This window comes from Amycolatopsis rifamycinica (genome assembly GCF_000695625.1).
GTDB classification, from domain to species: Bacteria; Actinomycetota; Actinomycetes; order Mycobacteriales; family Pseudonocardiaceae; genus Amycolatopsis; species Amycolatopsis rifamycinica.
Genome location: NZ_JMQI01000052.1, coordinates 1 through 25,175, shown reverse-complemented (window position 1 = coordinate 25,175; position 25,175 = coordinate 1). Strand labels below are relative to the sequence as shown.

The window sequence follows — 25,175 nt, the reverse complement described above, 5'->3', positions numbered from 1 at the left end:
CCCGGCTCCCGGCTCCCGGCTCCCGGCTCCCGGCTCCCGGCTCCCGGCTCCCGGCTCCCGGCGGATGATCCGCTCACCGGCAGACCGCCCCCCGCCCGGGAACAACGCCATCCACCAGGTACACCACCTCGGCCGCCCGGGTGCAGGCCGAGTTGAACAGGCCCGTGTGACCGTCGTCGGTGCGGGTCAGCAAGGCTGCGCCGTTGATGCTTGCCGCCAGGGTGCGGGCCCAGGGCAGGGGCGTCGCCGGGTCGTGGGCGCCGCCGATCACCAGGATCGGCGGGGCTCCGTGGACCGAATGCGGCTGCGGTGGGTTCTTCGGCGCGATCGGCCAGCCGGTGCAGCCGGCGGCGAAGTCCCAGTACTCCGAATACCGCCAGCTGTGCGGCGCCGCCGCGCGGAGCAGGCGGGCCATTGTGCCCAAGTCCGCCGGGCCGGTGAACGGGGACGGGAAGTCGTGGCAGCCGATCGCCCGGTAGGCCCCGTAGATCGGGGACAGGAACTGGTTCCGCTCGGTCAACCCGCGGGCGTCCGGGAACTCGCCGCCGGCCGCGGCCAGGTGGGTGCCCAGCGCCGGCCAGTCGTCCCGGATGTAAAGGTAGCCGTAGACGCCCGCCGAGATCTCGTCGGCCGTCGCGGACCGCTTCAGTTCGCTCGACCAGATTCCGCTGCGAGCCGCTCGGGCCACGACGTCGTCGTAGAAGCGGAGGACGTCCTGGCCGTGGAGGGCGCAGCCGGCCGAGCCGCGGCACCAGGCCGCGAACCGGACCAGCGCGTCCTCGGTGGCCGCGGCCTCCTCGAGGATCGCCTGCCGCATCGGGCGCGCGTGGTCGATCGCGCCGTCGAGCACCATCGCCCGGACCCGGCCGGGGTGCTTCGACGCGTACACCGCGCCCAGCTCGGTGCCGTAGGACAGACCGAGCCACGAGATCTTCGGCTCGCCGAGCGCGGCCCGGATCGTCTCGATGTCCTCGGCCGCGCTTTGGGTGTCCGCGTACGCCAGCAGCGAGCCGGTGCGGGCCAGGCAGTCCGCGCCCGCCTTGCGGTTGTGCGCCACCAGCGCTTCGAACCCTGCCCGCGTCGACGGGAACCGATTCAGCGCCGGGTCGTACAGCGTCGCCGCGTCACACGTGATGCGTGGCGTGCTGTACCAATCCCCGCGCGGGTCGAACCCGACGACGTCGAAGCGCTCCCGCAGCGGCGCGAGGTCCGGCGAGGCCAAGCCACCGGACTGCGCGAACCCGACGCCGGAGCCGCCCGGCCCGCCCGGGTTCACCAGCAGCGAGCCGATCCGGTGGGACCGATCGCGCGCGGGTAACCGGGCCAGCGCCAGCCGCGCCGACCCCAGCTCCGGCCGCGCGCGGTCGATCGGCACCTCGACCGTCGCGCACTCCGCCGACGGCTCCTGCTGCGTGGCGCACGAGCTCCACGTCAGAACCGACGCGGAGGCGACGGCCGGTACCGCCGCCATGACCACGACTGCCGCGACCACCGCGAAGATCCGGCGCATGTCCATGATGTTTTCCTCCCCCTGCCCGCCGGCCTTCGGCGTGCTTCCTTCCTAACAGCGGCCACCGACAATTCAGGAGTGGCGAGCCGTCGAAGAGGAGAAGAAGGAATCCGCATTTCCCTGCTGCACAACGGTTTCAGCCGGAGTGCCGACCCAGGAAGTCACTCGATAGTGGGAATCCACGGTGACCGGCACCCCCTGCGCCGGCGTTTCCGGCGGCGCACCCCGGGTGAGGCCGACGGCCCCGAACATCGCGACCGCGCCCAGTAGCGCGGCCACCAGCACGCGCCGTTCGATCTTGCCCATCGAAAATGCCCCCGTAGTAAGAAAAAAGGTCAGGCCGCGCGGACCGTGACGCTGCCGCTTTCGGTCGTCAGGTCCAGCACGTGCGGAGCGGATCCGTCGGTCTGGACGCCGATGTCGCGGTGCCCGCTGTCGCTGTCGCCCTGGACGCGGTACGGCCCGCCCGGCACCGTCAGCTCGACGCTGCCGCTCTCGGCGTGCACCTTCACGTCGTTCGCCTGCACCAGCGTGAATTCGACGCTGCCGCTGGAGGACGTCACGTCGACCGGCCCGTGCACGTCTTTGCCGGTGACGCCGCCGGATTCGCTCCGCAGCTGGACCGCACCGACGTTCCGCAGGTCGGTCGAACCGCTGTCCAGCGAAAGCTTCACCGTGCCGGGGACGTCCTCGACCCGCGCCTGCCCCGAATCGACGTGGACGTCCACACTCGACATCCCGGCGACGTCCAGGCCGCCGGAGTCGACCTTCCCCGTGACGGCAACCCCCTCCGGCACGACGACCTCGAAGGCGACCGAGCAGTTCGTGCCGCACGAGCCGAGCACCAGCTGGTCGCCGTCGACGCGGTAGAACGGGCCCTCCGGCTTGTTCCGCCAGTGGTAGCTGACCTTTTCGCGCACCGTCGCCGGCCCCGGGCCGGTGCGGATCTTCACCGCGCCCGAGTCGGCCTCCAGCTTCACGCCGCGGATGGTCTGTGCCACGGTGCCGGTGTTGTCGAAGTCCGAACCCCAGCCCCACCCGAGCGCCGTCGCCACGCCGATGCCGATCAGGACGATGCCTCCCAGAGCCAGAAGCGGGCGCGCCATGGTCGTTGGTCCCCTCAGTGTTGTTTCCCCTGCGTGAGAAACGTTATGACGGGGTGAGCGGGCCGTATATGGGGGTAACCCCCCGAATGACCCTGAGATCCCGCCCTGAGACGCCGGGGCGGTGCCCGGGGCCTAACCTGGCGCAAGTCTCCAGTTCCGTGATCAGGAGGATCCATGCCGCAAGCACCCGGCCCGTACGAATCCCTGCCCGAAGTGCCGTCGTTCACCCTGCGCAGCAACGACGTCGCCGACGGCGAAACCCTGGCCACGCCCCACTTGTCCGGCATCTTCGGCGCCGGCGGCGAGGACCGTTCGCCGCACCTGGCGTGGGAGGGCTTCCCGGCGGAGACGAAGAGCTTCGCGATCACCTGCTACGACCCGGACGCGCCGACCGGCAGCGGATTCTGGCACTGGGCGGTGTTCAACGTCCCGGTTTCGGTGACGGAGCTGGCGTCCGGCGCCGGAGACGGCTCCGGCCTCCCCGAAGGCGCCGTGACGCTGAAGGGTGACGGCGGGGTCAAGCGGTTCCTCGGCGCGGCGCCCCCGCCCGGGCACGGCCCGCACCGCTACTACTTCGCGGTGCACGCGCTCGATCTGGACAAGCTGGAGGTCCCGGAGGACGCGACGCCGGCGTTCCTCGGCTTCAACATGTTCGGGCACACCTTGGCGCGCGCCGTGCTGACGCCGGTGTACGAGAACAAGGGCTGAGTTTCCCGGCGGGCCCGGCGCTGTTGCCGATCGGCAACGGAGCCGGGCCCGTTTTTGTCGGACCCCGATGACACACTGCGCTCATGTCACCACCGATAGCGACACCCCGGTCGCGAGCGCTGGGGTTCGGATTGCGGAAGGCGCGGAAGGCGCGTGGGTACGGGTTGCGCGAGCTGGCCCGCGCCACGGACGTGCACGCCGCTGAACTGTCCAATTGGGAGCTCGGCCTGCGGGTGCCCAAGATCGAAGAGGTCGCGCTCCTGCTCGGGCAGCTGCGGGTGATCGGCGCCGAGCGCGACAGGCTGTTCGAGCTGGCCCGCACCGCGCGGGAGCCGAACTGGCTGGAGAAGGAGATGCCCGACGCGCCGGCGATCCTCACGTCGCTGGCGGAGTACGAGCGCACCGCGGCTGCCATCTTCAGCTGGCAGCCGATGGTGGTGCACGGCCTGCTGCAGACGCCGGACTACGCGCGGGCGATCCTGGCCCTCGGCGGCACTCCGCCGCAGCTGATCGAACAGCGGCTGAAGGTGCGGATGATCCGCCAGGCCGCGCTGCGCGAGTACCGCGCGCCGGAATGTTCCATCGTGCTCGGCGAGAACGCGCTCCGGCAGCGGATCGGCGGTGTCGAAACCCTGGCCGAGCAGCTTCGGCACCTGCTCGACGTCCCGCGGCGGATCGAAGTGCGGGTGGTTCCGTCCGGCGGCGACTACCACCCCGGGCTCAACGGTTCGTTCAGCGTCTTCGAGTACTCGGACCTGCCCGCCATCGTCTTCTTGGACCAGTACCGCGGCAGCGCCTACCTCTACACTGAAGATCAGGTGGCGGACTACAAGTCGGCCGCGAAGATCATGGCATCCCTGGCGTTGAGCGTGGCCGACTCGCGCGCGTTCGTCGAGGGGGTGATCGCCGAACTGGAGGCCTGACGTGCACAACTGGCGGAAGTCCAGCTACAGCGGGCCAGAGGCCGAGTGCGTGGAAGTGGCGCTCGCCCCGGTGGTGCGGATCCGTGACACGAAGGACCGCCCCGGCGGAACCCTCGAAATCACCACCCGATCGTGGGATGCGCTGCTCGCCGACCTGACACGGCGTTAGCCGACGAAGTTCGCCGAGTTCGGGCCCTCGCGCTCGAGGTAGTGGCCCCGCGTGTGCTCGGCGAAGCCGAACTGGCGGTACAGCCCGTGCGCGTCGGCGGTGTGGAGCATCCAGCGGAACTCGGCACCGGGGCCGTTGTCGATCATCTCCCGCACGATCTCCTTGCCGAGGCCGCTGCCGCGCGCCGAGTCGACGACGAAGACGTCGGCGAGGTACGCGGACGAGACGCCGTCGGAGAACGCGCGGGCGAACCCGACCTGCTCGCCGTCGCGGTAGGCGCCGACGACCCGCCACGAGCCGTCGATGGCGGCCTCGACCTGCTCACGCGTGCGCCAGCGACCCCAGTAGGCCTCGGTCGACAGGAACTTCCACACCGCGTCGAGGTCCAGCCGCGCGCGGTCGTCGTCGAGTTCGTAGGCACCAAAAGTCCGCATGACCGGAAAGTAGCAGCGGCGCGAAGCGCCTCCGTTGAGGGCGGCGGTGGGGAGGAAGGCGGAGTAAGGGAGGAGTCAACGCGGTTTCAGCAGGTAGTCCACCACCGGACGCAGTTCCTCGGCCGACGGCGGCTCGTCGTCGATCAGGCCCTGGATGAGCAGGCCGTCGATGCCCGCGAGGAAGACCCGGAAGGACACCTCGTCGTCGTGGCGGACCATCGACGTCAGGACGTCCAGCCAGCGGCGAGCGGCCGGGCGCAGCTCCGGCTTGCGCGCGGCCAGCAGGTACAGCTCGTACTCCGCCATCGTGCGCCCCCGCCGCGGCCCGAGGGCCTCGGCGAGCAGGCCCGCGACCTCCTCGGCGCCGCGTGACCCGCGGGACCGGGCCCGGTCGATCATCCAGTAGACCTCGGTGGCCATGTCACGTGCGCACGAAATGAGCGTCGCGACCAGCAGGTCGTCCAGCGAAGAGAAGTGGTAGGTCGTCGACGTCGTCGGAACGCCGGCCTCGGCCGCGACCGTCCGGTGCGTGACGCCCGCGACGCCGTCGCGCTCGATGATCCGCAGCGTGGCCTCGATGAGCTCGGTGCGCCGCTTCTCGCCGCGCGCCTTCCGGCCGTCGACTTGGAGCTTCACCATAGGGTGAAAACTACCTGAACGATCGTCCCAAAACAAAGAGCGACGTACACCACATCGGTGGGACTTAAGGCCACTCAACGGGTTACTCATCAGTAAGGACGGTTAGTCTCCCGGCACCACCACAGTTTTTCCCGGACGAAAGGCACCCGAACGATGGGCGCTCTGCAACTGACGCTCGGCGGGATCTCCGTCGTGCTCGGCCTCGTCGCCTGGGGCATGTTCGCTGCGACGATCGCCCGTTTCGTGCGGGTGATCCGCCTCGGCCAGCCCGACTCGACGCGCAACGGGCCGTTCATGCCGCGCATGAAGACGCTGATCAAGGAGTTCGCCGCGCACACGCGGATGAACCGCAAGCGCAGCGTCGGCCCGGCCCACTGGCTGGTGATGTGGGGCTTCCTGCTCGGCTCGCTCGCCCTGTTCGAGGCCTACGGCGAGGTCTTCGTGCCGACCTGGGGCTGGCCGTACCTCGACGACTTCCCACCGTTCCAGCTGCTCATGGAGCTGCTCGGGCTCGGCACGATCGTCGGCGTCCTGGTGCTGATGGCGATCCGGCAGCGCAACCATCCGCGCCGCGCCGACCGCCAGTCGCGCTTCGCCGGCTCCAACTTCAAGTGGGCGTACTTCGTCGAGGCCGTCGTGCTCATCGAGGGCATCGGCATCATCGGCGTCCGCGCCGCGAAGTCCGCGCTGAACACGCACGAAGGCCCGATGTGGGCGTCCTTCGTCTCGAACCCGATCGGCCAGCTGCTGCCGGCCAGCCCGAACCTGGTGACGATCTTCGCGTTCGTCAAGCTGATGAGCGCCACGGTTTGGCTGATCGTCGTCGCGCGCACCATGACCATGGGCATCGCGTGGCACCGCTTCAGCGCGTTCTTCAACATCTACTTCAAGCGCGAGGACGACGGCGGCGTCGCCCTCGGCGCGCTCAAGCCGATGATGAGCGGCGGCAAGGTCCTCGACCTCGAGGAAGCCGACCCCGACGAGGACACCTTCGGCGTCGGCAAGATCGAGGACTTCAGCTGGAAGGGCTGGCTGGACTTCTCGACGTGCACCGAGTGCGGCCGCTGCCAGGAGCAGTGCCCCGCGTGGAACACCGGCAAGCCGCTGTCGCCGAAGCTGGTCATCACGCAGCTGCGTGACCACGCCTACGCGAAGGCGCCGTACCTGCTGGCCGGCGGTAAGCGGGACATGGCGGGCGACGAGATCGGCCTGTCCGGCGACAACATGTACGCGGGCATCGACGTCCTCGCGATCGCCGAGTCGCAGAAGGCGCTGATCGGCGACGACGGCGGCGTCATCGACCCCGACGTCCTGTGGTCCTGCACCAGCTGCGGCGCGTGCGTCGAGCAGTGCCCGGTGGACATCGAGCACGTCGACCACATCGTCGACATGCGCCGCTACCAGGTGATGATCGAGTCGTCGTTCCCCAGCGAGCTGAACGGCATGTTCAAGAACCTGGAGAACAAGGGCAACCCGTGGGGCCAGAACGCCAAGGACCGGCTGGCCTGGACCGAAAACCTCGACTTCGAGGTGCCGGTGTTCGACGGCGACCTCGGCGACACCGAATACCTGTTCTGGGTCGGCTGCGCCGGCGCGTTCGAGGACCGCGCGAAGAAGACGACGCGCGCGGTCGCGGAGCTGCTGCACATGGCGGGCGTCAAGTACACCGTGCTCGGCTCGGAGGAGTCCTGCACGGGTGACCCGGCCCGCCGCGCCGGCAACGAGTTCCTGTTCCAGATGCTGGCCCAGCAGAACGTCGAGATCCTGAACTCGGTGTTCGAAGGCCGCGAGCGCAAGGCCCGCAAGGTCGTCGTGACCTGCGCGCACTGCTTCAACACCCTCGCCAACGAGTACCCGGAGCTGGGTGGCCAGTTCGACGTCGTGCACCACACGCAGCTGCTGAACCGCCTGGTGCGGGAGAAGCAGCTGGTGCCGGTGGCACCGGTCGCCGAGGACGTCACCTACCACGACCCGTGCTACCTCGGCCGCCACAACAAGGTCTACGAGGCGCCGCGTGAGCTGGTCGGCGCGACCGGCGCGCGGCTGCGCGAGATGCCGCGGCACGGCGACAAGTCGATGTGCTGTGGCGCCGGCGGCGCGCGGATGTGGATGGAAGAGAAGATCGGCAAGCGGATCAACATCGAGCGCGTCGACGAGGCGCTCGGCACCGCGCCGTCGAAGATCGCGACGGGCTGCCCGTTCTGCAAGGTGATGCTGAACGACGGCCTCACGGCCCGGCAGAGCGACGGCAGCGCGAGCGAGAAGGTCGAGATCGTCGACGTCGCGCAGATGCTGCTGGAAGCGGTCAAGCGCAAGCCGGAACCGAAGCCGATCGCGCTCGGAGCGCCGTCACTCGCGGAGGAGTGACAGCTTTCCCGAGAACGCACGGCCCCGGTCAGTACCCCTGACCGGGGCCGTTTTCGTGATCGTGAAGATTTGGTGATCTCGTAGCCATTCCGCTACCCGTTGTCACATCTTTGTCCTGTCCGCCAGGCTCACTAGCTGGGACTTCGTGAAAGTAATCGTTTTCTTGAAAAATGTTCATGATAATCACCGAAATGGCCCATCAGGTTAAGGAGAAACGACGGCCTGAACCCTGGTCAAGCGGCGTATCCTGGCCTTTCCCTCGCCGCCGCCGTTGCCAGCGAGGCACCTTTGACGATCACGGAAACAGGGGGCGGCACGAATGGCCGAGGACCGGCGGACCAGCACGACCGGCCGACACGCCCTCCACCCCATCCCGGACGAAATCCGGCTCGCCCAGGACTACGTGCCCACCCAGCGCACGCTCGTGCGCCCGTACGTCCTCACGCGTGGCCGGACGCAGTCACGGCGGCACCTCGCGATCGAAGCGATGGTCTCGACGCGGGCGGAGGCGCACTGGGACGGCGCCCGGGTGACCGGCGAGATCCGCTCGGTGCGCTCGCTGTGCCTGCACCCGCGTTCGGTCGCCGAGGTCGCGGCCACGTTGAGCGTGCCGCTCGGCGTCGTGCGCGTCCTGCTGGACGACATGGCCGAGCAGGGCCTGGTCACCATCCACGACAGCCGGACCGGCAGCGACGGCCGTCCCGCGATTGCGCTCATGGAACGCGTTCTGCACGGCCTGCGCCGCCTCTGAGCACTACGCTCACCAAGGTGAGCGAGGAATCCGCAAACTCCGGCGGCGAAAGCACCCTGACCGTCCTGCTCGCCGGCGGGGTGAACCTGGCGATCGCCATCATGAAGCTGATCGCGGGCATCATCACCGGCTCGGGCGCGATGCTGTCCGAAGCGGCGCACTCGGTGGCCGACACGATCACCGAGGTCCTGCTGCTGACGGCGTTGAAGCGCTCGGAACGCCCGGCCGACCGCGTCCACCCCTTCGGCTACGGCAAGGAGCGGTACTTCTGGTCGCTGCTCGCGGCCGTCTCGATCTTCGCCTCGGGTGCGATGTTCGCGCTCTACGAGGGCGTTTCGACGCTGCTCGGGCACGGCGAGGCGCAGAGCACGTCGTTGCTCAGCTACATCGTCCTCGCCGTGGCGTTCCTGCTCGAAGGCACGTCGTGGCTGCAGGCGGTGCGCCAGGTCGTCCGGGAGTCGCGGGCCGAGGACCGCTCCCTGTGGACGTACCTGCGGCTCATCGACGACCCGACGCCGAAGACCGTGCTGTTCGAGGACTCGGCCGCCCTGGTCGGCCTGCTGCTCGCGTTCGGCGGCATCGGGCTGCACCAGCTCACCGGGTCCGAGGTCTGGGACGGCGTGGCGTCGATCGCCATCGGCCTGCTGCTCGCCTGCGTCGCCTACCTGCTCGGCCGCACCAACCGCGGCCTGCTCGTCGGGCGCCAGGCCGATCCCCGGCTCGTCCGCGAGATTCGCGACCACCTCACCGGAGCCCCCGAAATCGAGGCCGTCGTCGACCTGCAGACCATGCTGATGGGCACCGACCAGGTGCTGGTCTGCACCCGCGTGGACTTCGACGACTCGCTCGGCGCGGGGGACCTCGAACGCGCCTGCGTCCGGCTCGCGTCGGAGCTGACGGAGGCGTTCCACGACGTCACCGAGGTGTTCATCGAGCCGGTGCCGCGGTCGGATCCGGAGCTGCGGGCGACGGTGCTGGCGCGCTACGGCGACATCGCCGAGCGGTGGAGCAAGCCCTAACGCCTCAGTACCCGAAGTCCTGGACCCAGTACCAGCCCGCGGTGGTGACACCGACGCCGATCTTCTTGAGCGAGCAGTTCAGGATGTTGGCGCGGTGGCCTTCGGAGTTCATCCAGGAGTCCATGACCTGCGCCGCGGACGTCTGCCCGCGCGCGATGTTCTCCGCGCCCGGCTTCGGATAACCGGCCTGCTTGATGCGCTGGTCGAACGTCGTGCCGTCGGGGCTGGTGTGGGAGAAGAAGTTCTCCGCCGACATCTGGTCGCTGAAGTCCTGCGCGGCCTTCGTGACGTGCGATTCCTCGGTCAGCGGGGCGCACCCGGCCTTTCCGCGCTCGTCGTTGACCAGCGTGATGACCTGGGCGGTGACCGACGGGGCGACGCGGGCCGCGGCCTTGGTGCTCGGCGGTGGAGCTTCGGACGTCGAGGGCGGCGGCGTCGCGGACGTCTCGGTCGGCGTGGGAGCCGCGCTGGACGTCGTCGGGGCGGCGGAGGGGGAGGTCGTGGGAGCGGCAGGCTGACCGGGGGTGGTGGTCTGGACCTGACCGCCGGCGAGGTCGGTTCCGCTGCCGCTGCCGGCACCGGCGGGGGCGTTGGGCAGGACCAGCGCCGCGGCGCCGAGCTCGGCGGTGTTTCCTTCCGCGGTGGCCATCCAGGTGCCGGCAGCGGCGGAAAAAACGCCGAGCAGCACACTGAGTGACACCATCACCACGTGAGCACGTTCACCAATGGGGGACACGGCGCAGGAACGTATCACGGGACAATTACGGCGAGAACCCTACGAACGCACTGGTCACATTTCCCGTCGGTGACAGGTAAGTATTTCCCGGCAATCGGACGCTTCCGTATTACTCCATTCGGCCTATTTTGACGTGCCGGCCGTCAGAAGCGTCGTCGACTCGTGGGTCAGAGCGGTGGCGGCCTGGACGAACCCGATGATCGTCCGGAGCTCGTCGTCGGTGTAGCGGTCGCAGAGCTCGTACATGCCCTTGACCAGGTGGCCCCAGAGGTGCGCGCCGCTCGCGATGGACTGCGGGTCCAGCACGATGAGGACCTTGCGCCGGTCGTCCGGGTGCGGCTCGCGGTTGACGATGCCCTTGCGCTCGAGCCGGTCGATCATCGCCGTCACCGACGCCGGCGCCAGCCCGGACAGCCGGGCGAGGTCCTTCGGCGTCTGCGCGCCGAACCGCGCGAGGTAGTCCAGGACCTTGCTCTCCACCGCCGAGAGGCCCCGGGTCTCGGAGATGGCGGTGTGGAACATGACCGTCTCCGTCGACAGCTCCCGCGACCTGAGCAGGACTTCTTCGACGAGTTCCGTTCGCTCGCTTGACACGGCGACCAGCCTAGCCCACTGTTTAGTTCGACAGAACGAATTACTTTCTAAGACATTCGAGGGGTCGAATTACATGACACGGGCACTGATCATCGGGGGCGGCGTCGCGGGCACGATCACGGCCATCGCCCTGCACGAAGCCGGCCACGAGCCGCTGCTGTTCGAGGCGTACGACCGCAGCGCCGAGGGCGTCGGCGCGTTCCTGACCCTGGCGGTCAACGGCCTGGACGCACTGCTCCCGCTCGGCCTCAAAGACGTCGTCCGGAGCGCGGGCTTCGACTCGCCGCGGATGTCGATCGGGCTCGGCGACGGCACGCGGCTCGCCGAATTCCCCCTGGGCGGCACCCTCCCGGACGGCACGGTGAGCCAGACCGTCCTGCGCTCCGACCTCTACGTCGCGTTGCGCGACGAAGCCGCGCGGCGCGGCATCCGGGTCGAGTACGGCAAGCGCCTGATCGGCGCGAGCCAGACGAAAACGCACGTCAGAGCGGACTTCGCGGACGGCTCGCACGCCGAGGGCGACATCCTGATCGGCGCCGACGGCCTCCGCTCCCGGGTCCGCACGATCCTCGACCCGGAGGCGCCGTCACCGCGGTACGTCCCGCTGCTGAACACCGGCGGGTTCGCCGAAGGCCTGAGCCTGCCCGACGAGCCGGGCGTGCTGAACATGGTGTTCGGCAGGCGCGTGTTCTTCTGCCACGTCGTCAGCGCGGACGGCCGCGTCTGGTGGTTCGCGAACCCGGCCCGCAGGACCGAGCCGACCGCGTCCGAACTGGCGACGCTCGCCGGCGAGAAGCTCCGCGCCGAACTGCTGCACCTGGTGGCGCGCGACCGGACGCCGGCCGCGGACATCATCCGCGCGACGCGGGAGCTCTACCCGGCCTGGCCGACGTACGACTTCCCGACCGTCCCGGTCTGGCACCGCGGCCGCATGGTGATCATCGGCGACGCGGCGCACGCGACGTCACCGGCGGCGGGCCAGGGCGCCTCGATGGCCATCGAAGACGCCGTCACGCTGGCGAAGTGCCTTCGCGACGTGCCGGACGTCGAGCGCGCGCTGACCACGTACGAGAGCTTGCGGCGCGGACGCGTCGAAGCGGTGGTCGCGGCCGGCAAGCGCAACGGCGACCAGAAGGTGATCGGCCCGGTCGGACGGGTCGTCCGCGACTTCTTCATCAAGCGGGCGTTCGCGAAGCCGTCCGAGGAGGACCCGAACGCCTTCATGTGGAACCACCACATCGACTGGGACGAGAAGGTCGCCGTCTAGCGCCAGGTGTCGACGCGGTGGAAGTTCTTGTACGCCCGGCTCGGGGTCGGGCCGCGCTGCCCCTGGTAGCGGGACCCGGCTTCGCTGGAGCCGTACGGGTGCTCGGCCGAGCTCGACAGGCGGAAGATGCACAGCTGGCCGATCTTCATGCCGGGCCAGAGGGTGATCGGCAGGTTCGCGACGTTCGACAGCTCGAGCGTGATGTGCCCGGAGAAGCCGGGGTCGATGAACCCGGCGGTCGAGTGCGTGAGCAGCCCGAGGCGGCCGAGCGAGGACTTGCCCTCGAGGCGGCCGGCCAGGTCGTCGGCCAGGGTGACGAGCTCGAACGTCGAGCCGAGCACGAACTCGCCGGGGTGCAGCACGAAGGGCTCGTCGCCCTCCTTCTCGACCAGCGAGGTCAGCTCGTCCTGCTGCAGCTGCGGGTCGATGTGGGTGTACTTGCTGTTGTCGAAGACGCGGAAGAACCGGTCGAGCCGGACGTCGATGCTGGACGGCTGGACCATGCCGGCATCGAAGGGGTCGATGCCGAGCCGGCCGGCGTCGAGCTCTTTGCGGAGGTCACGGTCACTGAGCAGCACGGCCCGAAGCCTATCCGGTGGGTTCAGGCGGCCCGCATGTGCTGCGCGTACGTGGTGTCGGGCGCGAAGATCTTCTCGAGCCGCTTCACGTACCCGCGGCGCCCGGCCTGACCGATCCGTTCCTGCAGCGCGGTGGCCCCGGGGATGAACCGCCGCACGGTCTCGGCGGCGAAGTTGACCCCCGCGACGGCGACGATCGCGGCCTGCGCGACGGGGTCGTTCGGCAGCCCGAGGAAGTCGGCGTTGGTCTTCCCGAGCACGAGCCGGCTGATCGACGAGTGCACGGCGACGGAGACGTGCGACAGCACCTTCCCGACGGCGCCGCGTCCCTCGCCAACGGCGGCGTTGGCCTCGATGAGCGCCTTGGCGAGGCGCTTCGAGTCGTCGTCCGGGATGAATTCGGTGGCGGCGAGCAGCCACAACAGCCGCCAGGCGTCCTCTTCGGAAGTGGGGAGCAGCTCGTCGTCGACGCCCATGAGCCAGCCGATGTAGCGCCAGAGGTGCAGGATGTCGCCGCGCTCACGGGCGGAGTAGCGGAGGCCGAGCAGCTGCGTGCCGAAGACGTAGACGAGCGAGAAGAGAAGGAGCGTCCCGGCGGTCTGCACCTGGTTGACGGGCCGATCCCAGGCGGCGTAGTCCCAGTCCTCCCGCCGGTTCATGGCGGCCCGGACGTGGGCGTGCACGAGCCGGATCCGCAGCGCGGCGGCGTACCCCTTCCCGCCGTGCTTGAGGGCACCGGGCGTGGTGACGTCGATCCACCAGGCGGCGGTCTCGACGAGCCGCCGCGTGGCCTGGTATTCGATCTCACCGGTCCCGACCAGCGATTTCGTGGCCCGCGAGGCGAGGTAGCCGCCCATCAGCGACATGTCGCCGAGCGGGAAGAGCCCCAGCAGCCCGGCCCGGGTGATGGCCTTGGCGCCGCGCTCGATCCGCTCGTCATCGACCCAGTAGGGCTTGGCGTCGACCTGGTCGAAGAAGTCCTTGAGCGGCCCATCCACTGCGGCGTCGCCTCGCAAAGCGTCTTCGAAGAGCCGGCGCCCGTGCCCCTTCGGCTGCTGCGCCATCCACGCGACGACGTCGTCCGCGAGCCTGTCCTGCACCTGGGCGAACTCCCGGATGCGGGCGATCTGCCGTTCGTCGCCTCGGATGTCACCTTCGATGAACAGCCGCTGGGCCAGCCGGAACCCGCCTTGCCGGAACAGCTCGGGCTCGTCCATGACGCTCACCTCCGGAGTCGACAACAAGTGTTGTCACATGAGGCGCGCGAGTCAAGGAGGAGGCCACTGGACAAGGGGATCACGGTGCCGTGTATGCTGGCGACGCACTGCGGATGTAGTTCAATGGTAGAACATCAGCTTCCCAAGCTGAATACGCGGGTTCGATTCCCGTCATCCGCTCTCAGAGCGAAGCCCCAGGTCACACGGTGTCTACTGTGGACCTGGGGCTTTCTCTATCTCTGCTGTTCACTTCTCGCGTGCCATTAATGTGCCATTAGCCGACCGGGACCGGTTGGCCGTCCTGATCTTCGTCGTCGTCCGGGGTGGTGCCCTTGCGGTGCCGGTCGACGAGCTTGGACAGCCGGTCCGCGATCTGCTTGTCGGCGTCGCTGGTCGCCCGCTGGTAGATCAGGGCCGCTCGCATGTCGTCGTGGCCCATCCGCGCCATCAGGTCCTTGGTCGACGTGCCCGCCTTCGACGCCCAGATGTTCCCGGCGTGCCGGAGGTCATGGAAATGCAGGCCCTTGAGCCCCATCTTCTCCACGACCTCCGTCCACCGGGTCCGCTGGCTGAAGTTCGGCCGGCGGACCGCATGCCCAGCTCGCTCACCCGTGAAAAGCAAAGCGTCCTGCTCCGGCTTGACCCAGGTCTCCAGGTGCCGCAGCAGGTCACGGCGAACCGCCGTCGGAATGATCAGCGTCCGGACACCAGCCCGTGACTTCGGCGGACCGACGACGAGCCCACGGCCGGGGACCTCGACCATGGCCCGCGACACCCGCACCCACGACGCGTCCTCCGCTACGTCACATCGGCGCAGCGCCGTCACCTCACCCCACCGCAGCGACCCGAACGCGGCAAGCAGGACCAGCGCCCGGAACCGCTCCGGCATCCGACTGGCCAAGTCGAAGACCTGGGCCACGGTGATGACCGGTCGTTCGTCCGGGTTCTCCTTATCGGCACCACGGACCCGGCAGGGGTTGCGCGGGAGGATCTTGTCCTCCTCGACGGCCGTGTTCAGGATCGCCCGCAGCAGCCGATACGACTTGGCCGTCACCGACTCCGAGACCCCCGCAGTCAGCCGATCCGCCCGCCACTGGCGAATGATCGCCGTCGACAGCTTGCCCAGCTCGACTCCGCCGAGGTCCGGCGCGATGTGCTTACGCAGCAACCATTTGTACAGCTCGACCGTGCGCGGGCGAAGTCCCGGACGCTGCGCGATCCACTGGTCCGCGTAGTCGCCGAGCTTGCGCTTCGCACGTTCCGGGTCGATCCACTCACCTTGCGTGATCTGCGTTTCTGTCACCGACAACCACCGTTCGGCGGACCGCTTCGTGTCGAACGTCTTGGGCGCGGGCCGCATGACCCCATCCGGACCGGGATAGCGAGCCTGCCACCGGCCGGACGGAAGTTGCCGAACACTCCCGAAACCGCGATGCCCTTGCTTGTTCGCCATGTCAGGCCGCCCTTCCCAGGTCCCGACGGACCGATGCCCGCGTGATCGGCTCGACCCGGCCGGCCTGCATGAAGCTCTCCAGGTCCTCCAGTGCGAACCGGACATGCACCCCGGCCTTGTGAAACGCGATCCGTCGTTCGGCGATCAGCCGACGCACGAACCGAACCCCCGTGTTCAGATAGACGGCCGCCTCATCGACCGTCAGGTACTTCTTTTCCATGCCTCCCCCTTCCAGATCAGGCCGCGAGCTGAGTTGCCGAAGTTTCTGGCTCACTCCCCGGTGGTCCGGCGGCGGCGAGTAGCGCGCGGTCGTACTCGGCCTTCCACGTGATCCGTTCCGCGATCGCGCGCATGACCAGGTGCGGCCGGGGCGGGACCTGCGGGTCACCGGGCTCGACCTTCCGCCAGACCAGCCGGGCCGGGTCTGGTTGCGGCTTCTCGATCCCGATGGCGGCCAACGCCTGGACCACGAATGCCTTGCGGTCGGCCTTGTGGTCGTCGAGGGTCTTCCCGGACCACTTGCGCGACACCAGCACCCGCCGTCCCGGCAACCCGAGCGTCGTCCGCCGATGCGCGCGTCCCTTGCAGTGACCCGGGGTGGTCTTGCTGCCCGCGCCCTTGGGCTGGACCCCGTAGAGCAGCCACACCGCGCACCGGGGCGAGCACGGCGTGACCGACAGCTCGGCGTGGAGCCGGTCGTGGTGATCCCGCAGCCGCGCAGTGTCCGCCTCGACTACCTCACCGGTGGACTTGGTCAGGTACTTCGTGAGGTAGCCGATGTGGCGGCCAGCCTCTTCGGTGCCGCCGAGGATGCCCTTCGAGTGCACCTGCCGGCCGAAGGTCACCACGTGCGCCGGGACCTCCACCTCTTCCACAGCGTCATCCCACGACGTCAGCGGTTGCCGGGTGTCCGGGTCCAGGAACGCCCGAGTGTCCGGGTCCCAGACAGGCAACCGGTCGACGTAGACGACCTGGTCGTGCGACGGCCACCAGACCTGGTGATACGTGGCCTCGGTGACCTGCCGGATGACGTCGTGCGGGATCGCCCCGCGGATCGCCGCGTGCAGGTGCGGAGCGGTCCGCTTCTGCGGTTCGACGGTGGCAAAGTACTGCGCGTCCCAGCCGACGACCCGGCGCAGGTTCTGCCACCACCGGTCCACCAGCGCGGAGAAGTGCACCGCGTCCCGAGCCGCTCGCCGGTAGTCATATCGACTCGGGTCAACCGGGGAGCCGTCGCCACGGACCGGCCCGTAGGTATCGCACGTGAGCGTCACAAACATCGACGGCCGGAACTTCCCGGCAAACTCCCGCCCGACCGTCGTCTTCGCGACCTTCCGCCGAGGCAGGTTCGGCGCATCCTGCCGCCGCTTCGTCGACCTCTTCACCTGGCGCTTCGTCGGCACGTCGAGGGCGGGCAGCCGACCCCGCATCCCGAGTTGCCGAAGTTCCGCATCAACCCCGGCGACCTCCTCCCGCAGCTCCTCAGCCTCCGCCTGGTCGTGCTCGACCACCTCCCGATACGCCGCCACCAGGTCCGCGCGGTAGGTCAGCAGCTCCTTGTGGTCCTCCGACGGCGGAGCCGGGGTGAGGTTGGGTTCTTCGGTCAGGTGCCAGCCCTCGCGGCATTGGGCCTGCCGAAGCGCCTTGGCCTTCCGCGCGCACGACAAGCAGACCGACTCGACGGTGGAGCCGCACGGGACCGGGACGTAGCGCAGTTCGCCGGTCTCGGTGTCGCCGACCTCCATCGTGAACGGGCGGACGCACACCCCGTGCTTCTCCGCCGTCGCCCGAATCACGTCCGCAGCGAGCGGAGTCCGCATCCGTTCAGCCCGCGTTCCGGCCGGCTGGCTCTGTTGCTGGTCGGTCATTAGGCGGCCACCTCCCCGGGGCGGGTCCATTGGCGGAGCTGGAACACCGGCATGTCCTGCCGGGCTCCGGCGGGCAGGTCCGGGAAAACAGCCGGGTCGAAGTGGACGCCGCTGTAGACGTGCACGGGGATGCCGCACGGGGTCCGGCCGGTGATCGACAGGTGCACCGAGTCGCCGTCCGAGGTGCGCCAGAGCGACGCGGCCACGTCATCGAGGGTGTTGGCCCAGGTCAGCAAGGCCCCGGCGACGTCGGACAGCCGGTGGGCGTCGAGCTGGACCGTGAGCGGGTCCGACCACGTGCGCACGGTCAGTGTCGCCACCGGCGGAAGCTGGTGCAGGTCGAGGTGATCGCGGATCGTGTCGAGGAAGACCATCAGCCGGTTCACGCCGCCACCCCCTCGCCACCGAGCGCGGGCCGAGCGGTGCCGCCGTTGGTGACGTAGTGCTCCAGCGCCTTGACCGTCTCGTCGGAGACCCACCCAGCGCGGATGCGCAGGGGTTCGCGGATGCCCTCGCCCCACACGAACCCGACCCCGGCCTCTGAATCGCCGATGCGGTTGGCCCACGCGCCCCGCTCATAGGCGCCGTCGCCAAGGACCATCGGCACGTGCGTCTTCGAGGTCACCCGCAGGCAGACCCGGCGCGTGAACAGCTCCCGCACGGGGACGGTGTCCTTCGTCGGCTCCTGCACATAGCCGCGCACCGAGATGTTCAACGCCCGGCCTTGCGTGTTCAGCAGAGCCACCCGCTCGACGATCTGTTCACGGGTCTTGCGGTCGGTGTACTTCGTCAGGGCGCCGATCTCGTCGAACTCCAGCAGCTCAAGCGGGTACTCCGTCGACAGCGGGATCGTGCGAACCCGCCCGGCGAACTCCCGCTTCCGGGATTCCATCTCCTCCACCAGGCCGTCCAGCACCTCCAAGGAGTCCTTCCCCGACACCGCGTAGCGAGTGAAAATCCCGCGCCCGTAGGCCAGCTCCATCCCCTTCGGGTCGATCCCCGACATGCGCACCAGACCCGAGCGGATCGCCGGGGCCGCAGACACCAGCGGGCACCACATCACGCTGTTCTTTCCGGCACCCGAGGCACCAGCGGTCAAGCAGTGCGCACCGGAGCCGAGCAGCGGCACCCGCCAGTCGTGCCCGTACTCGGTCCGACCCGCCCACACCCGCCGGAGGTCCACCGCGGACTCTTCGAGCGTGACCAGCTCGGGAACGGCCGGGGATTGCACAACCGAGGCCAGTTGGTCCCGGCGCTGGAAGTCGACCGAGACCACGTTCGGCTCCAGTTCCCGCACCTGACAGCGGGCGACCTTCCGCGCCGAGGCCAGCGCACGAGCCGCGTCATCGAAGTCCTCAGGTTTCTGGCCAGGCACCAGCCGCACCCGGACCTCATCCCACGACGGGCCCGAACGGACGCCGAGAACCTTCGGCACCTGCACCCCAGACTGCCGAGCCGTCGCCCGCGAAGCCTTCCGGCGACCCACCAGGTTCACGGTCACCTCGACCGGCAGTGCGGCATCGCGGACGCTCAGTCCGCAGGCGTGCAGCCAGCCGGGCAGCTTGAGGTGGTAGACCGCCCAGCGCAGCCACCACGACCGCAACGGCCGGCCACACCACTGATCGAACGAGGTCACGTTGAGCAGCCGCCACACACCGAGGATCAGCGCCAGGCCGCCGAGGTTGACCACGAGCCAAACCCAGCCGACCCACACGCACCACAGGTAGACCGCGATCACGGTCAACGAGGTGCGCCAGTGGATCACGACCTGGGAGAACAGCCAGAACACGACCTTGCACGCCCACCACAGGGCCACGAACACGACAACCATGGCGGTCAGCAGCTCAGCCATGGACGCCAACGCACGACCGATCTTGGCCAGGACCCACACGAAGAGGCCAAGGCCGGCCAGGGCGATCACGAGCATTCCGGGGGAGGTCATCGCCGACCACCACCCAGTACCGCCGAGAGATCCAGCGGCAACGCCCCCTGACATGGGGCGCACTTGGTTTCGCCGGGCAGCAGCCGAGCGAACCTTTTGCATTCCGCGCAGCGCGAGCGGGTGACCCCCACTGGCGCACGCCTGTTGCCATCGTCTAGCGTCTGCATTGTTCACACCCCACGGTTGTGGACAGCGCAGGAGCGGCATGGTTGGTAGCCGGTTTCCGCTTCTGCGCCTTACGTTTCACGTCACCCGCACGAGGACGCGTTTCACCGCCGCACGCCATAGCGCGCGTTTTCGTTGCAGTATTTGACTTCTCGCATGTCTACACGGGACTATTCAGACTTCGCCTTGCTGCCCTGGATTTCCGCCGACACCTCCCCCGCCTTCCGCCGCTCGTAACCCGCCCAATACAGGGCCTCGTGGTGGTGCCCTCGGTCGACATCGGCGACCTTCTCGTACATCCGTGCGTTCGCCTGCCGGAACGCCAGCCACACTGCGAGGTTCGCGTCCGGCGCCGGGAGACGCTCCGTTGCGATCTCGTGCGCGTCCCGCAGAGTGCGCGGCTCAGCCGACTTCGCCATCACGCGCCAGCCGATCCGTCGCGCGGGCTTCGAGGAGTGCCGCCAGGTCCTCCGCGCCGTCGCGGAGTTGGCGAAGGAACCTCACGCACGCCGGCCACATCGCCGGGTCGTCCGGAGGCCGCAGCATCACCACGCACGGGGCCCCCGCCAGCACCAGCATCGGCGGATGCGTCGGCTCCGAACCGGTCTCCTCGACCGCCAGTTCCGCCTCCGACCCGACGATCCACGTCACGCCGAACCCGTCCCACCCAGCTTTCGCCGTGTCCTGCTTCTTGTCGTGCGTCATGTCCCCGAACACTTTCCCCATGCCGAAGGCGGTTGTCCCACTTGTCAGCTTGAATCTCGAATGCCTCAGCGGCGGAGATGACAGCCGCCCGCGCCCAGGCCGGTAACGGCACTTCGGCCGCAAGGTCACGCCAAGCTGCGGCAACCGCCCGCGACACCTGGGGCACCTCGACGTCCGACGCGCCCGCGTACCGCGTGTAGGCCAGCGCCCAAGCTCGCACCCGCTCCCACCGGCTCATGTGATTTCCCCTGGTCGTTGGGCCGAATCAGCGCGGTCGAACTCCATGCGCGCTCGCCGCTCGAACTCCTCAGCCGCCACGGCCGACGCGTGCCGTGCCCACAACGGGGCGGCGAGATCGGCGGACAAGGCGCGCCACGCCACCGCAACCGCGTGGTAGGCGTGAGCAAGACGCCGCACTGCCGCCAGATCGTCAGATGCCGACCTCATCGCGGCGAACAGTGCGGACGTCTGCTCCGCGTACGCCTCGTTCCACCGAGCGACCGCCTCACGCGACGGCCGCCCCGCCATCACGCGGCCTTCTGCTGACCACTCTGGCCGGCCGGGGTCTTCGCGGCCTGCTTCGAGCCAGCACCACTACCCGGCTCACGCATGCCCGTGGCCCGCAGCGCCCAGCCCTGGTACTTGAACTTCTCGCCCATGACCCGGGCCTCGACCGTCAGGCCCTCGAATACGACGGGCCGGAAGTCGAATCCCTGCATCGCGGCCGGAGGCGGGACGGGCTGGACCCGGTCGAGCAGGGTGACCGTGGCCGACTTGTCGCGGTCCTTCTCCGCCGAAGGGTCGGTGACCGTGACCTTCCACTGAGGAAGACCGGTCTGCTCGTCGATCTTCTGCTTGGGCTGCTTGCCCCGGGCCTTGTCCTCGTTGGAGACGTACTCCATGTCCGGCGTGACGGGGCCAACTATCGCCGCCCCAGCCGGGAACACAGCGTCGTGCTCGATCTCGAAGCGCGTTCCCCGCGGTACTGCCATGTCGGTTCTCCCTGTTCAGGCGCCTCACTCGGCGCTGCCTATCGTGGCTGACGTGGTCAGGTTAGACAGGTTGGCTAGCCAAGTCAAGCAAGACGAAAACGGTCTAGGCCGCTAGGTCGCCTAGACAGGCGTCGGCCTGGTCAGGGAGACTTTGTAGATAACGTTGACGAAGTTGGCCGCATAACGGACGGAGAAAGAGCCGTGGCCCTAGACCCGGATGACCCGAGGCCGCCATATGTGCAGGTCGCGAACGCCCTACGGGCCGCGATTCTTACTCGGAAGTTCCACCCCGGTGACAAGCTGCCGTCTCGGAACGAGCTGGCAAAGACGTACAACGTCGCGCCGATGACCGTGCAGAACGCCATCCGCGAACTCCGCGACGAGGGTCTGATCGTCTCACGCCAGGGCAGCGGGGTCTTCGTCCGAGAGCGCACCGAACGCCCCGTCGGCCTCCGACCGCACATCGAACGCGCCTTCGAGGCCCAAGACGTCACGATCGACTTCGCCGGGTTCTCTGGCGAGACCCTGCACGGCGTCATCGCCGAACCGCTGGACAAGATCCGCATCGGCCGGCTCCGGCCGGAATCGATCACCGTCCGCCTACTGGTGCCGGACCCAACCCAGCCGTGGTCCCTACCGGTCACCGTGGACGAGCACGCCGACAGCCCGCTGTTCCGCAAGCGTGCCGAAGAGATCATGCGGCGCCACACCCTCGCCATCGTCGACTCGGTGACCGAACTCGGCGAGCTTGGCCTGGTCAACAAGGCCACCGCGCAAGTCCGCGTCCACCCGGCACCGCCGATGTTCAAGCTCTACCTGATCAACAACGAAGAGACGTTCTTCGGCTTCTACCCGGTCCGCGAACACGTCATCAACTTCGGCGGCGAGACCCAGGCGATCTATGACCTCATGGGCAAGGACGCGATCCTCTTCCACCACTCGATCAACGACGACGACACCTCGACCGGCTCACAGTACGTCGACCAGGCCAAGACATGGTTCGACAGCCTGTGGAACAGCGTGGCCAAGGACTACCAGCGATGAGGTCGGCCGACATTCTCGCCCAGGCCCGCGCGCTGCTACTCGACTTCGACGGCCCAGTGTGCTCGATCTTCGCAGGCATTCCCGCCTCCGTGGTTGCCGACCAGCTCAAGCAAGTACTCATCGACGGCGGCCATACCGAGATGCCTGAATCCGTCGCAGCGAGCGCCGACCCATTCGACGTCCTCCGCTATGCCGACGCACTTGGCGAGAACGAGGCTCGCTACGTCGAAGCCGCCTTCACCGCTCATGAGGTCGAGGCGGTTCTCAGCGCTGCGCCCACCGAGGGAGCCCACGACCTCATCCGAGCTTGGCGCGCGTCCAGCCGGCCAGTCGCCATCGTTAGCAACAACAGCGCTCCCGCCATCAATGCGTACCTTGATCTCTACGGCCTCCGCGCATCAATCGACATCGTCTCTGCCCGAACCAAGCCGGACACAGCGCTACTGAAGCCAAGCCCCTACCTTCTCTGTCAGACGATCGCCGCGCTGGAGGTCGCACCAGCCGACTGCGTGTTCATTGGAGACTCACTCTCAGACATCGAAGCCGCTCACGCCGCCGACGTCCGCTCTATTGGCTTCGCCAACAAGCCGGGGAAGTCGGCGAAGTTCGCCGTGGCCGACGCCGTCATAGAAACAGTCGTCGGCTTGGCTGCGGTCTCCTAATGCCTTCGATACGTCGAGCAGAGCCAGCCCACGAACCGTCGTGAAGCCGACAGGTCCGCACGAGTACTCGTAAAACTACCAGCGAGTAACATCGCGTTCCAGTAACTCTTCGGTTTCCGCTCGATTCTGACTGTAACTTTCGGTCCGCGTGCCGCGACAGTTCGTCTAACAGATGTCGATCACAGAGAGAGTGGAACCTTGCGTACCCTAGGTGTAAATGTCGCGAACGACCTGGCCTACCTCGCGGTAGCCGATGCCCAGGAAGTCGTAGATATCACACCTGGCGTTGTCAAATTCGCGGAAGGACTTCCGCAGGACGAAAGACTTACAGCCCTGCGGGACGAGGTGCGAAAAATTATAGCGGTAAACAAGGTTACTCGCGTCAATATCTTATCTGCGGAATCGACATACAAGGCAACTTATCCGCAGATGACGACCAGAATCACCATTGAGACCATATTTGCCTTAGCTGCGGCCGAGTCTGGACTCTCCTGCCGGAGAGTTTCGCGTCCATTTGTGCGTTCGACGCTCGATTTGCCCAAAAGCGGCAAGTTAGCCCCACTTGCAGATTCCTATACCTCGCCCGTTGGCAGCAACTGGAACGGCAAGCGCAGCCTTGCTGCAGTCGCGGCATTGTGCCACGGGGGCGAATAGCTTTGGCACTTCACGGCGAATATCTCAAGCGCCCCACATATACGATCTTGCAGACGATATCTGAAGGCAGTACGGCCGTGTGCCACCTTGCCTATCATGAAATATTCGGTCGCAATGTTGTACAAAAGACGATTAGCTTGCTAGGACTCGAAGATGCCCTCGCATACCAGGAACCAAGACTACTCGACCAGTTGAGGCACGAGAACCTCGTCGAGGTCCGAGAGGCACAGTGGGACCCCGATCAGCCTGAAATTCGGGCCATTACATTTACTATGCCATACTATGAAGGTGGCAGTATTTATGCGGCCCTGATGGACGACTACAGGTTCAGCATTGGCGAGGCAGTTCGAATCGTCTGCCAAATCCTCGACGCTCTCCACTATTTGCACGCCGACGAACGGCTAGTTCACCGCGACGTGAAGCCAGGTAACGTATTCCTTTCTCCTGATAAGCGTAAAACTTTCCTGGGAGACCTTGGAAGCGCCGCCCGCGTGGACGAAAAAGGATTCGGCGAGGCTAGAGCAGGCACACCCCTATACCTTCCCCCGGAGTACAGCCGAGGCCTTTACTCTTTTGCCGGAGATCTATACGGAACGGGGATGATCCTTCTTGAATTACTGAATGGTCGCTTCAAGTATGAAGAAATTGACGGAGTTGAACTCCGAGCAAGAAACGAAGCTGGCCAACGTGCCCTAAAGGATAAGTTCTACGTTCCCGGTCCACATGTTTCAGGCCAACTTTACAGCATCGTTCGAAAAATGATCAATGCCAGGCTAGAGCAACGACCAGCGGACGCACAGGAAGCTCAGCGTGCACTTCGAGCAGCAGTACACCTCGACTGGCGCCTTTCGGGCCAGGCCTATTCGGAGGAATCTGAAGAGATTGAATGGCTTGGACACAAAGAGCACTCAACGAAGGATAAGCTCCGCCTGTACCGAGTTTGCGCACGCAGGGCCGGGAAGAAACTTCCACAAGATCAGTTCGACTTGACCGCCCAGTGGCGAAACTCGGAATCGGATCCTTGGCGTGGAATTCCTTCGATTGCAACAAGGGCATCGTTTGCGGATGTCGCCGCATGGCGGCAATTCTTTAAGAAGGTCTCTGACGTAGCCCAACGTTGGGCGGCAAAATAAATAGCTTTTTGAGTTTTCGGCCGCAAGCGAAGCCAGAGTTCCATATTAGATTCAACTGAAGGAACAAAGGTAGGCCGAGTCGGACTGCCAGCGACACAAATCTGACCCGCCGACACGAGACTCCATAACGCCCTCGTGACACCGGACACACGGCGCCCCACCTCTGGATCTGGCGTGATAGTGACGTCTGTCACATCATCCTCGTCGGCCGCCTGCAGGAGGAAGATCAGAGCTTCATGCAGGCTGACGTGGTCGCGGGCGTCAAACTCACGAGGGCCACCGTTGGCGGCCATCATCGTGATCATCTGGCGTACGTCCAGGTCAGTCACGGCGGCACCCTACCTCGCTGGTACGACAAGTCTCCGACTAACACAGTCGCAATAGCTGCTCGAACGTTACTAGTGGAACGCCGTCTCAAGTATCGACCGGCCGTGTATGTCGCATTGCTGCCGAACTTGGCTCTATGGGATCAAGGCGCCGCCAGCGGCGGCGCGCACGTCACCTGCCGTACGGCGGCCCACCCGCTCGCGGCACGGACG

General features: G+C 67.4%; 28 protein-coding genes, 1 tRNA gene and 1 pseudogene. 12 read left to right on the top strand and 18 right to left on the bottom strand.

Translation table 11 applies throughout. From position 1 onward, the window contains the following. Window positions 1-73: 73 nt before the first annotated feature. From DV20_RS24945 to DV20_RS24940, 3 genes are all read right to left on the bottom strand, one after another. Window positions 74-1,516, bottom strand: a complete 1,443-nt coding sequence (locus DV20_RS24945) for an alpha/beta hydrolase (RefSeq protein ID WP_043784258.1) — start codon at window positions 1,514-1,516, stop codon at window positions 74-76. Window positions 1,517-1,582: 66 nt separating this feature from the next. Then, window positions 1,583-1,816: a hypothetical protein gene (locus tag DV20_RS45035; protein WP_152603754.1), complete on the bottom strand. Its 234-nt coding sequence runs from the start codon at window positions 1,814-1,816 to the stop codon at window positions 1,583-1,585. A gap of 29 nt (window positions 1,817-1,845) precedes the next feature. Then, a complete protein-coding gene (locus DV20_RS24940; protein ID WP_043784257.1) occupies window positions 1,846-2,616 on the bottom strand; it encodes a DUF4097 family beta strand repeat-containing protein in 771 nt (256 codons plus the stop codon). 174 nt (window positions 2,617-2,790) lie between these two features. On the opposite strand from DV20_RS24940, the gene DV20_RS24935 reads away from it, so the two are divergent. From DV20_RS24935 to DV20_RS24925, 3 genes are all read left to right on the top strand, one after another. After that, window positions 2,791-3,324, top strand: a complete 534-nt coding sequence (locus DV20_RS24935; protein ID WP_043784255.1) for a YbhB/YbcL family Raf kinase inhibitor-like protein — start codon at window positions 2,791-2,793, stop codon at window positions 3,322-3,324. A gap of 83 nt (window positions 3,325-3,407) precedes the next feature. Further along, window positions 3,408-4,247, top strand: a complete 840-nt coding sequence (locus DV20_RS24930; RefSeq protein ID WP_051736109.1) for a helix-turn-helix domain-containing protein — start codon at window positions 3,408-3,410, stop codon at window positions 4,245-4,247. Window position 4,248: 1 nt separating this feature from the next. Further along, window positions 4,249-4,416 (top strand): DUF397 domain-containing protein, encoded by a 168-nt coding sequence (locus tag DV20_RS24925; RefSeq protein ID WP_043784253.1) that lies wholly within the window; start codon window positions 4,249-4,251, stop codon window positions 4,414-4,416. Here the strand turns inward: DV20_RS24925 and DV20_RS24920 are convergent. Together DV20_RS24920 and DV20_RS24915 are read right to left on the bottom strand one after the other, a co-directional pair. After that, the gene (locus DV20_RS24920; protein WP_043784251.1) at window positions 4,413-4,850 is read right to left on the bottom strand and encodes a GNAT family N-acetyltransferase; all 438 of its coding nucleotides are present in this window, start codon (window positions 4,848-4,850) and stop codon (window positions 4,413-4,415) included. The genes DV20_RS24925 and DV20_RS24920 overlap by 4 nt on opposite strands. 75 nt (window positions 4,851-4,925) lie before the next feature. Continuing rightward, on the bottom strand, window positions 4,926-5,486 hold the full coding sequence (locus tag DV20_RS24915; protein ID WP_043784264.1) for a TetR/AcrR family transcriptional regulator: 561 nt from the start codon (window positions 5,484-5,486) through the stop codon (window positions 4,926-4,928). A 156-nt stretch (window positions 5,487-5,642) separates the two neighbouring features. On the opposite strand from DV20_RS24915, the gene DV20_RS24910 reads away from it, so the two are divergent. From DV20_RS24910 to DV20_RS24900, 3 genes are all read left to right on the top strand, one after another. Next, window positions 5,643-7,856: a (Fe-S)-binding protein gene (locus DV20_RS24910; RefSeq protein WP_043784249.1), complete on the top strand. Its 2,214-nt coding sequence runs from the start codon at window positions 5,643-5,645 to the stop codon at window positions 7,854-7,856. Between the two features lie 319 nt (window positions 7,857-8,175). Continuing rightward, the gene (locus DV20_RS24905) at window positions 8,176-8,607 is read left to right on the top strand and encodes a DUF742 domain-containing protein (protein ID WP_043784248.1); all 432 of its coding nucleotides are present in this window, start codon (window positions 8,176-8,178) and stop codon (window positions 8,605-8,607) included. Window positions 8,608-8,624: 17 nt separating this feature from the next. Next, window positions 8,625-9,626 carry a cation diffusion facilitator family transporter gene (locus DV20_RS24900; protein ID WP_043784246.1) on the top strand — a complete coding sequence of 334 codons (1,002 nt, stop codon included), beginning with the start codon at window positions 8,625-8,627 and terminating at the stop codon, window positions 9,624-9,626. A 4-nt stretch (window positions 9,627-9,630) separates the two neighbouring features. Here the strand turns inward: DV20_RS24900 and DV20_RS24895 are convergent, their stop codons facing one another. Both DV20_RS24895 and DV20_RS24890 read right to left on the bottom strand, forming a co-directional pair. Continuing rightward, window positions 9,631-10,335: a CAP domain-containing protein gene (locus DV20_RS24895; RefSeq protein ID WP_043784245.1), complete on the bottom strand. Its 705-nt coding sequence runs from the start codon at window positions 10,333-10,335 to the stop codon at window positions 9,631-9,633. 150 nt (window positions 10,336-10,485) lie between these two features. Next, complete coding sequence (locus DV20_RS24890; RefSeq protein WP_043784243.1) at window positions 10,486-10,956, bottom strand: MarR family transcriptional regulator; 471 nt, start codon at window positions 10,954-10,956, stop codon at window positions 10,486-10,488. 73 nt (window positions 10,957-11,029) lie between these two features. Here DV20_RS24890 and DV20_RS24885 point away from each other — a divergent pair, with 73 nt between their 5' ends. Next, complete coding sequence (locus tag DV20_RS24885) at window positions 11,030-12,223, top strand: FAD-dependent oxidoreductase (protein ID WP_043784241.1); 1,194 nt, start codon at window positions 11,030-11,032, stop codon at window positions 12,221-12,223. Here DV20_RS24885 and dcd read toward each other — a convergent pair. Then, a complete protein-coding gene (gene dcd / locus DV20_RS24880) occupies window positions 12,220-12,801 on the bottom strand; it encodes a dCTP deaminase (RefSeq protein ID WP_003058109.1) in 582 nt (193 codons plus the stop codon). The two genes, DV20_RS24885 and dcd, sit on opposite strands and share 4 nt — an antisense overlap. A gap of 23 nt (window positions 12,802-12,824) precedes the next feature. Continuing rightward, window positions 12,825-14,018 (bottom strand): oxygenase MpaB family protein, encoded by a 1,194-nt coding sequence (locus DV20_RS24875; RefSeq protein WP_043784240.1) that lies wholly within the window; start codon window positions 14,016-14,018, stop codon window positions 12,825-12,827. A 109-nt stretch (window positions 14,019-14,127) separates the two neighbouring features. Between DV20_RS24875 and DV20_RS24870 the strand changes: the two genes are divergently transcribed. Then, window positions 14,128-14,198 (top strand) — tRNA-Gly (locus DV20_RS24870). Between the two features lie 94 nt (window positions 14,199-14,292). On the opposite strand, the gene DV20_RS24865 is transcribed toward DV20_RS24870, so the two are convergent. The 8 genes from DV20_RS24865 to DV20_RS24825 all read right to left on the bottom strand — a co-directional run bounded on the left by DV20_RS24865 (window position 14,293) and on the right by DV20_RS24825 (window position 21,143). After that, entirely contained in the window at window positions 14,293-15,321 is a 1,029-nt protein-coding gene (locus DV20_RS24865; protein ID WP_235190945.1) for a tyrosine-type recombinase/integrase, read from the bottom strand. Between the two features lie 151 nt (window positions 15,322-15,472). Further along, a complete protein-coding gene (locus tag DV20_RS24860) occupies window positions 15,473-15,691 on the bottom strand; it encodes an excisionase family DNA-binding protein (protein ID WP_043784237.1) in 219 nt (72 codons plus the stop codon). A gap of 16 nt (window positions 15,692-15,707) precedes the next feature. Next, window positions 15,708-17,339, bottom strand: a complete 1,632-nt coding sequence (locus tag DV20_RS24855) for a replication initiator (RefSeq protein WP_043784236.1) — start codon at window positions 17,337-17,339, stop codon at window positions 15,708-15,710. Then, the gene (locus DV20_RS24850; protein ID WP_043784234.1) at window positions 17,339-17,725 is read right to left on the bottom strand and encodes a hypothetical protein; all 387 of its coding nucleotides are present in this window, start codon (window positions 17,723-17,725) and stop codon (window positions 17,339-17,341) included. The genes DV20_RS24855 and DV20_RS24850 overlap by 1 nt, the downstream gene beginning before the upstream one ends. After that, window positions 17,722-19,281, bottom strand: a complete 1,560-nt coding sequence (locus DV20_RS24845; RefSeq protein WP_043784233.1) for an FtsK/SpoIIIE domain-containing protein — start codon at window positions 19,279-19,281, stop codon at window positions 17,722-17,724. Before DV20_RS24845 ends, DV20_RS24850 begins: the two co-directional genes overlap by 4 nt. A 335-nt stretch (window positions 19,282-19,616) precedes the next feature. Next, on the bottom strand, window positions 19,617-19,865 hold the full coding sequence (locus tag DV20_RS24840; protein WP_043784262.1) for an AMED_5909 family protein: 249 nt from the start codon (window positions 19,863-19,865) through the stop codon (window positions 19,617-19,619). Continuing rightward, the gene (locus tag DV20_RS24835) at window positions 19,849-20,151 is read right to left on the bottom strand and encodes a hypothetical protein (RefSeq protein ID WP_043784261.1); all 303 of its coding nucleotides are present in this window, start codon (window positions 20,149-20,151) and stop codon (window positions 19,849-19,851) included. The genes DV20_RS24840 and DV20_RS24835 overlap by 17 nt, the downstream gene beginning before the upstream one ends. A gap of 527 nt (window positions 20,152-20,678) precedes the next feature. After that, window positions 20,679-21,143, bottom strand: coding sequence for a hypothetical protein (locus tag DV20_RS24825; RefSeq protein WP_043784231.1), 465 nt, complete (start codon window positions 21,141-21,143; stop codon window positions 20,679-20,681). A 201-nt stretch (window positions 21,144-21,344) separates the two neighbouring features. Here DV20_RS24825 and DV20_RS24820 point away from each other — a divergent pair, with 201 nt between their 5' ends. The 4 genes and pseudogenes from DV20_RS24820 to DV20_RS47340 form a co-directional block, all read left to right on the top strand. Continuing rightward, complete coding sequence (locus DV20_RS24820) at window positions 21,345-22,187, top strand: GntR family transcriptional regulator (protein WP_235190944.1); 843 nt, start codon at window positions 21,345-21,347, stop codon at window positions 22,185-22,187. Next, window positions 22,184-22,849 (top strand): HAD family hydrolase, encoded by a 666-nt coding sequence (locus DV20_RS24815; protein WP_043784229.1) that lies wholly within the window; start codon window positions 22,184-22,186, stop codon window positions 22,847-22,849. The genes DV20_RS24820 and DV20_RS24815 overlap by 4 nt, the downstream gene beginning before the upstream one ends. Window positions 22,850-23,047: 198 nt before the next feature. After that, window positions 23,048-23,503 (top strand): hypothetical protein, encoded by a 456-nt coding sequence (locus tag DV20_RS45600; protein WP_160169753.1) that lies wholly within the window; start codon window positions 23,048-23,050, stop codon window positions 23,501-23,503. Continuing rightward, window positions 23,485-24,294 (top strand): annotated as a pseudogene (locus DV20_RS47340) (protein kinase domain-containing protein); the annotation flags it as partial. The gene DV20_RS45600 and the pseudogene DV20_RS47340, both read left to right, overlap by 19 nt. A 185-nt stretch (window positions 24,295-24,479) precedes the next feature. Here DV20_RS47340 and DV20_RS46705 read toward each other — a convergent pair. Then, window positions 24,480-24,965, bottom strand: coding sequence for a hypothetical protein (locus DV20_RS46705; RefSeq protein ID WP_235190943.1), 486 nt, complete (start codon window positions 24,963-24,965; stop codon window positions 24,480-24,482). Between the last annotated feature and the right edge of the window lie 210 nt (window positions 24,966-25,175).

Coding starts and splice junctions, on each gene's coding strand:
- DV20_RS24845 (WP_043784233.1), bottom strand. CDS start 19,281: ATGACCTCCCCCGGAATGCTCGTGATCGCCCTGGCCGGCCTTGGCCTC.
- DV20_RS45035 (WP_152603754.1), bottom strand. CDS start 1,816: ATGGGCAAGATCGAACGGCGCGTGCTGGTGGCCGCGCTACTGGGCGCG.
- DV20_RS24940 (WP_043784257.1), bottom strand. CDS start 2,616: ATGGCGCGCCCGCTTCTGGCTCTGGGAGGCATCGTCCTGATCGGCATC.
- DV20_RS24840 (WP_043784262.1), bottom strand. CDS start 19,865: ATGGCGAAGTCGGCTGAGCCGCGCACTCTGCGGGACGCGCACGAGATC.
- DV20_RS24885 (WP_043784241.1), top strand. CDS start 11,030: ATGACACGGGCACTGATCATCGGGGGCGGCGTCGCGGGCACGATCACG.
- DV20_RS24815 (WP_043784229.1), top strand. CDS start 22,184: ATGAGGTCGGCCGACATTCTCGCCCAGGCCCGCGCGCTGCTACTCGAC.
- DV20_RS24825 (WP_043784231.1), bottom strand. CDS start 21,143: ATGGCAGTACCGCGGGGAACGCGCTTCGAGATCGAGCACGACGCTGTG.
- DV20_RS24835 (WP_043784261.1), bottom strand. CDS start 20,151: ATGACGCACGACAAGAAGCAGGACACGGCGAAAGCTGGGTGGGACGGG.
- DV20_RS24855 (WP_043784236.1), bottom strand. CDS start 17,339: ATGACCGACCAGCAACAGAGCCAGCCGGCCGGAACGCGGGCTGAACGG.
- DV20_RS24945 (WP_043784258.1), bottom strand. CDS start 1,516: ATGGACATGCGCCGGATCTTCGCGGTGGTCGCGGCAGTCGTGGTCATG.
- DV20_RS24930 (WP_051736109.1), top strand. CDS start 3,408: ATGTCACCACCGATAGCGACACCCCGGTCGCGAGCGCTGGGGTTCGGA.
- DV20_RS24920 (WP_043784251.1), bottom strand. CDS start 4,850: ATGCGGACTTTTGGTGCCTACGAACTCGACGACGACCGCGCGCGGCTG.
- DV20_RS24905 (WP_043784248.1), top strand. CDS start 8,176: ATGGCCGAGGACCGGCGGACCAGCACGACCGGCCGACACGCCCTCCAC.
- DV20_RS24860 (WP_043784237.1), bottom strand. CDS start 15,691: ATGGAAAAGAAGTACCTGACGGTCGATGAGGCGGCCGTCTATCTGAAC.
- DV20_RS24935 (WP_043784255.1), top strand. CDS start 2,791: ATGCCGCAAGCACCCGGCCCGTACGAATCCCTGCCCGAAGTGCCGTCG.
- DV20_RS24875 (WP_043784240.1), bottom strand. CDS start 14,018: ATGGACGAGCCCGAGCTGTTCCGGCAAGGCGGGTTCCGGCTGGCCCAG.
- DV20_RS24910 (WP_043784249.1), top strand. CDS start 5,643: ATGGGCGCTCTGCAACTGACGCTCGGCGGGATCTCCGTCGTGCTCGGC.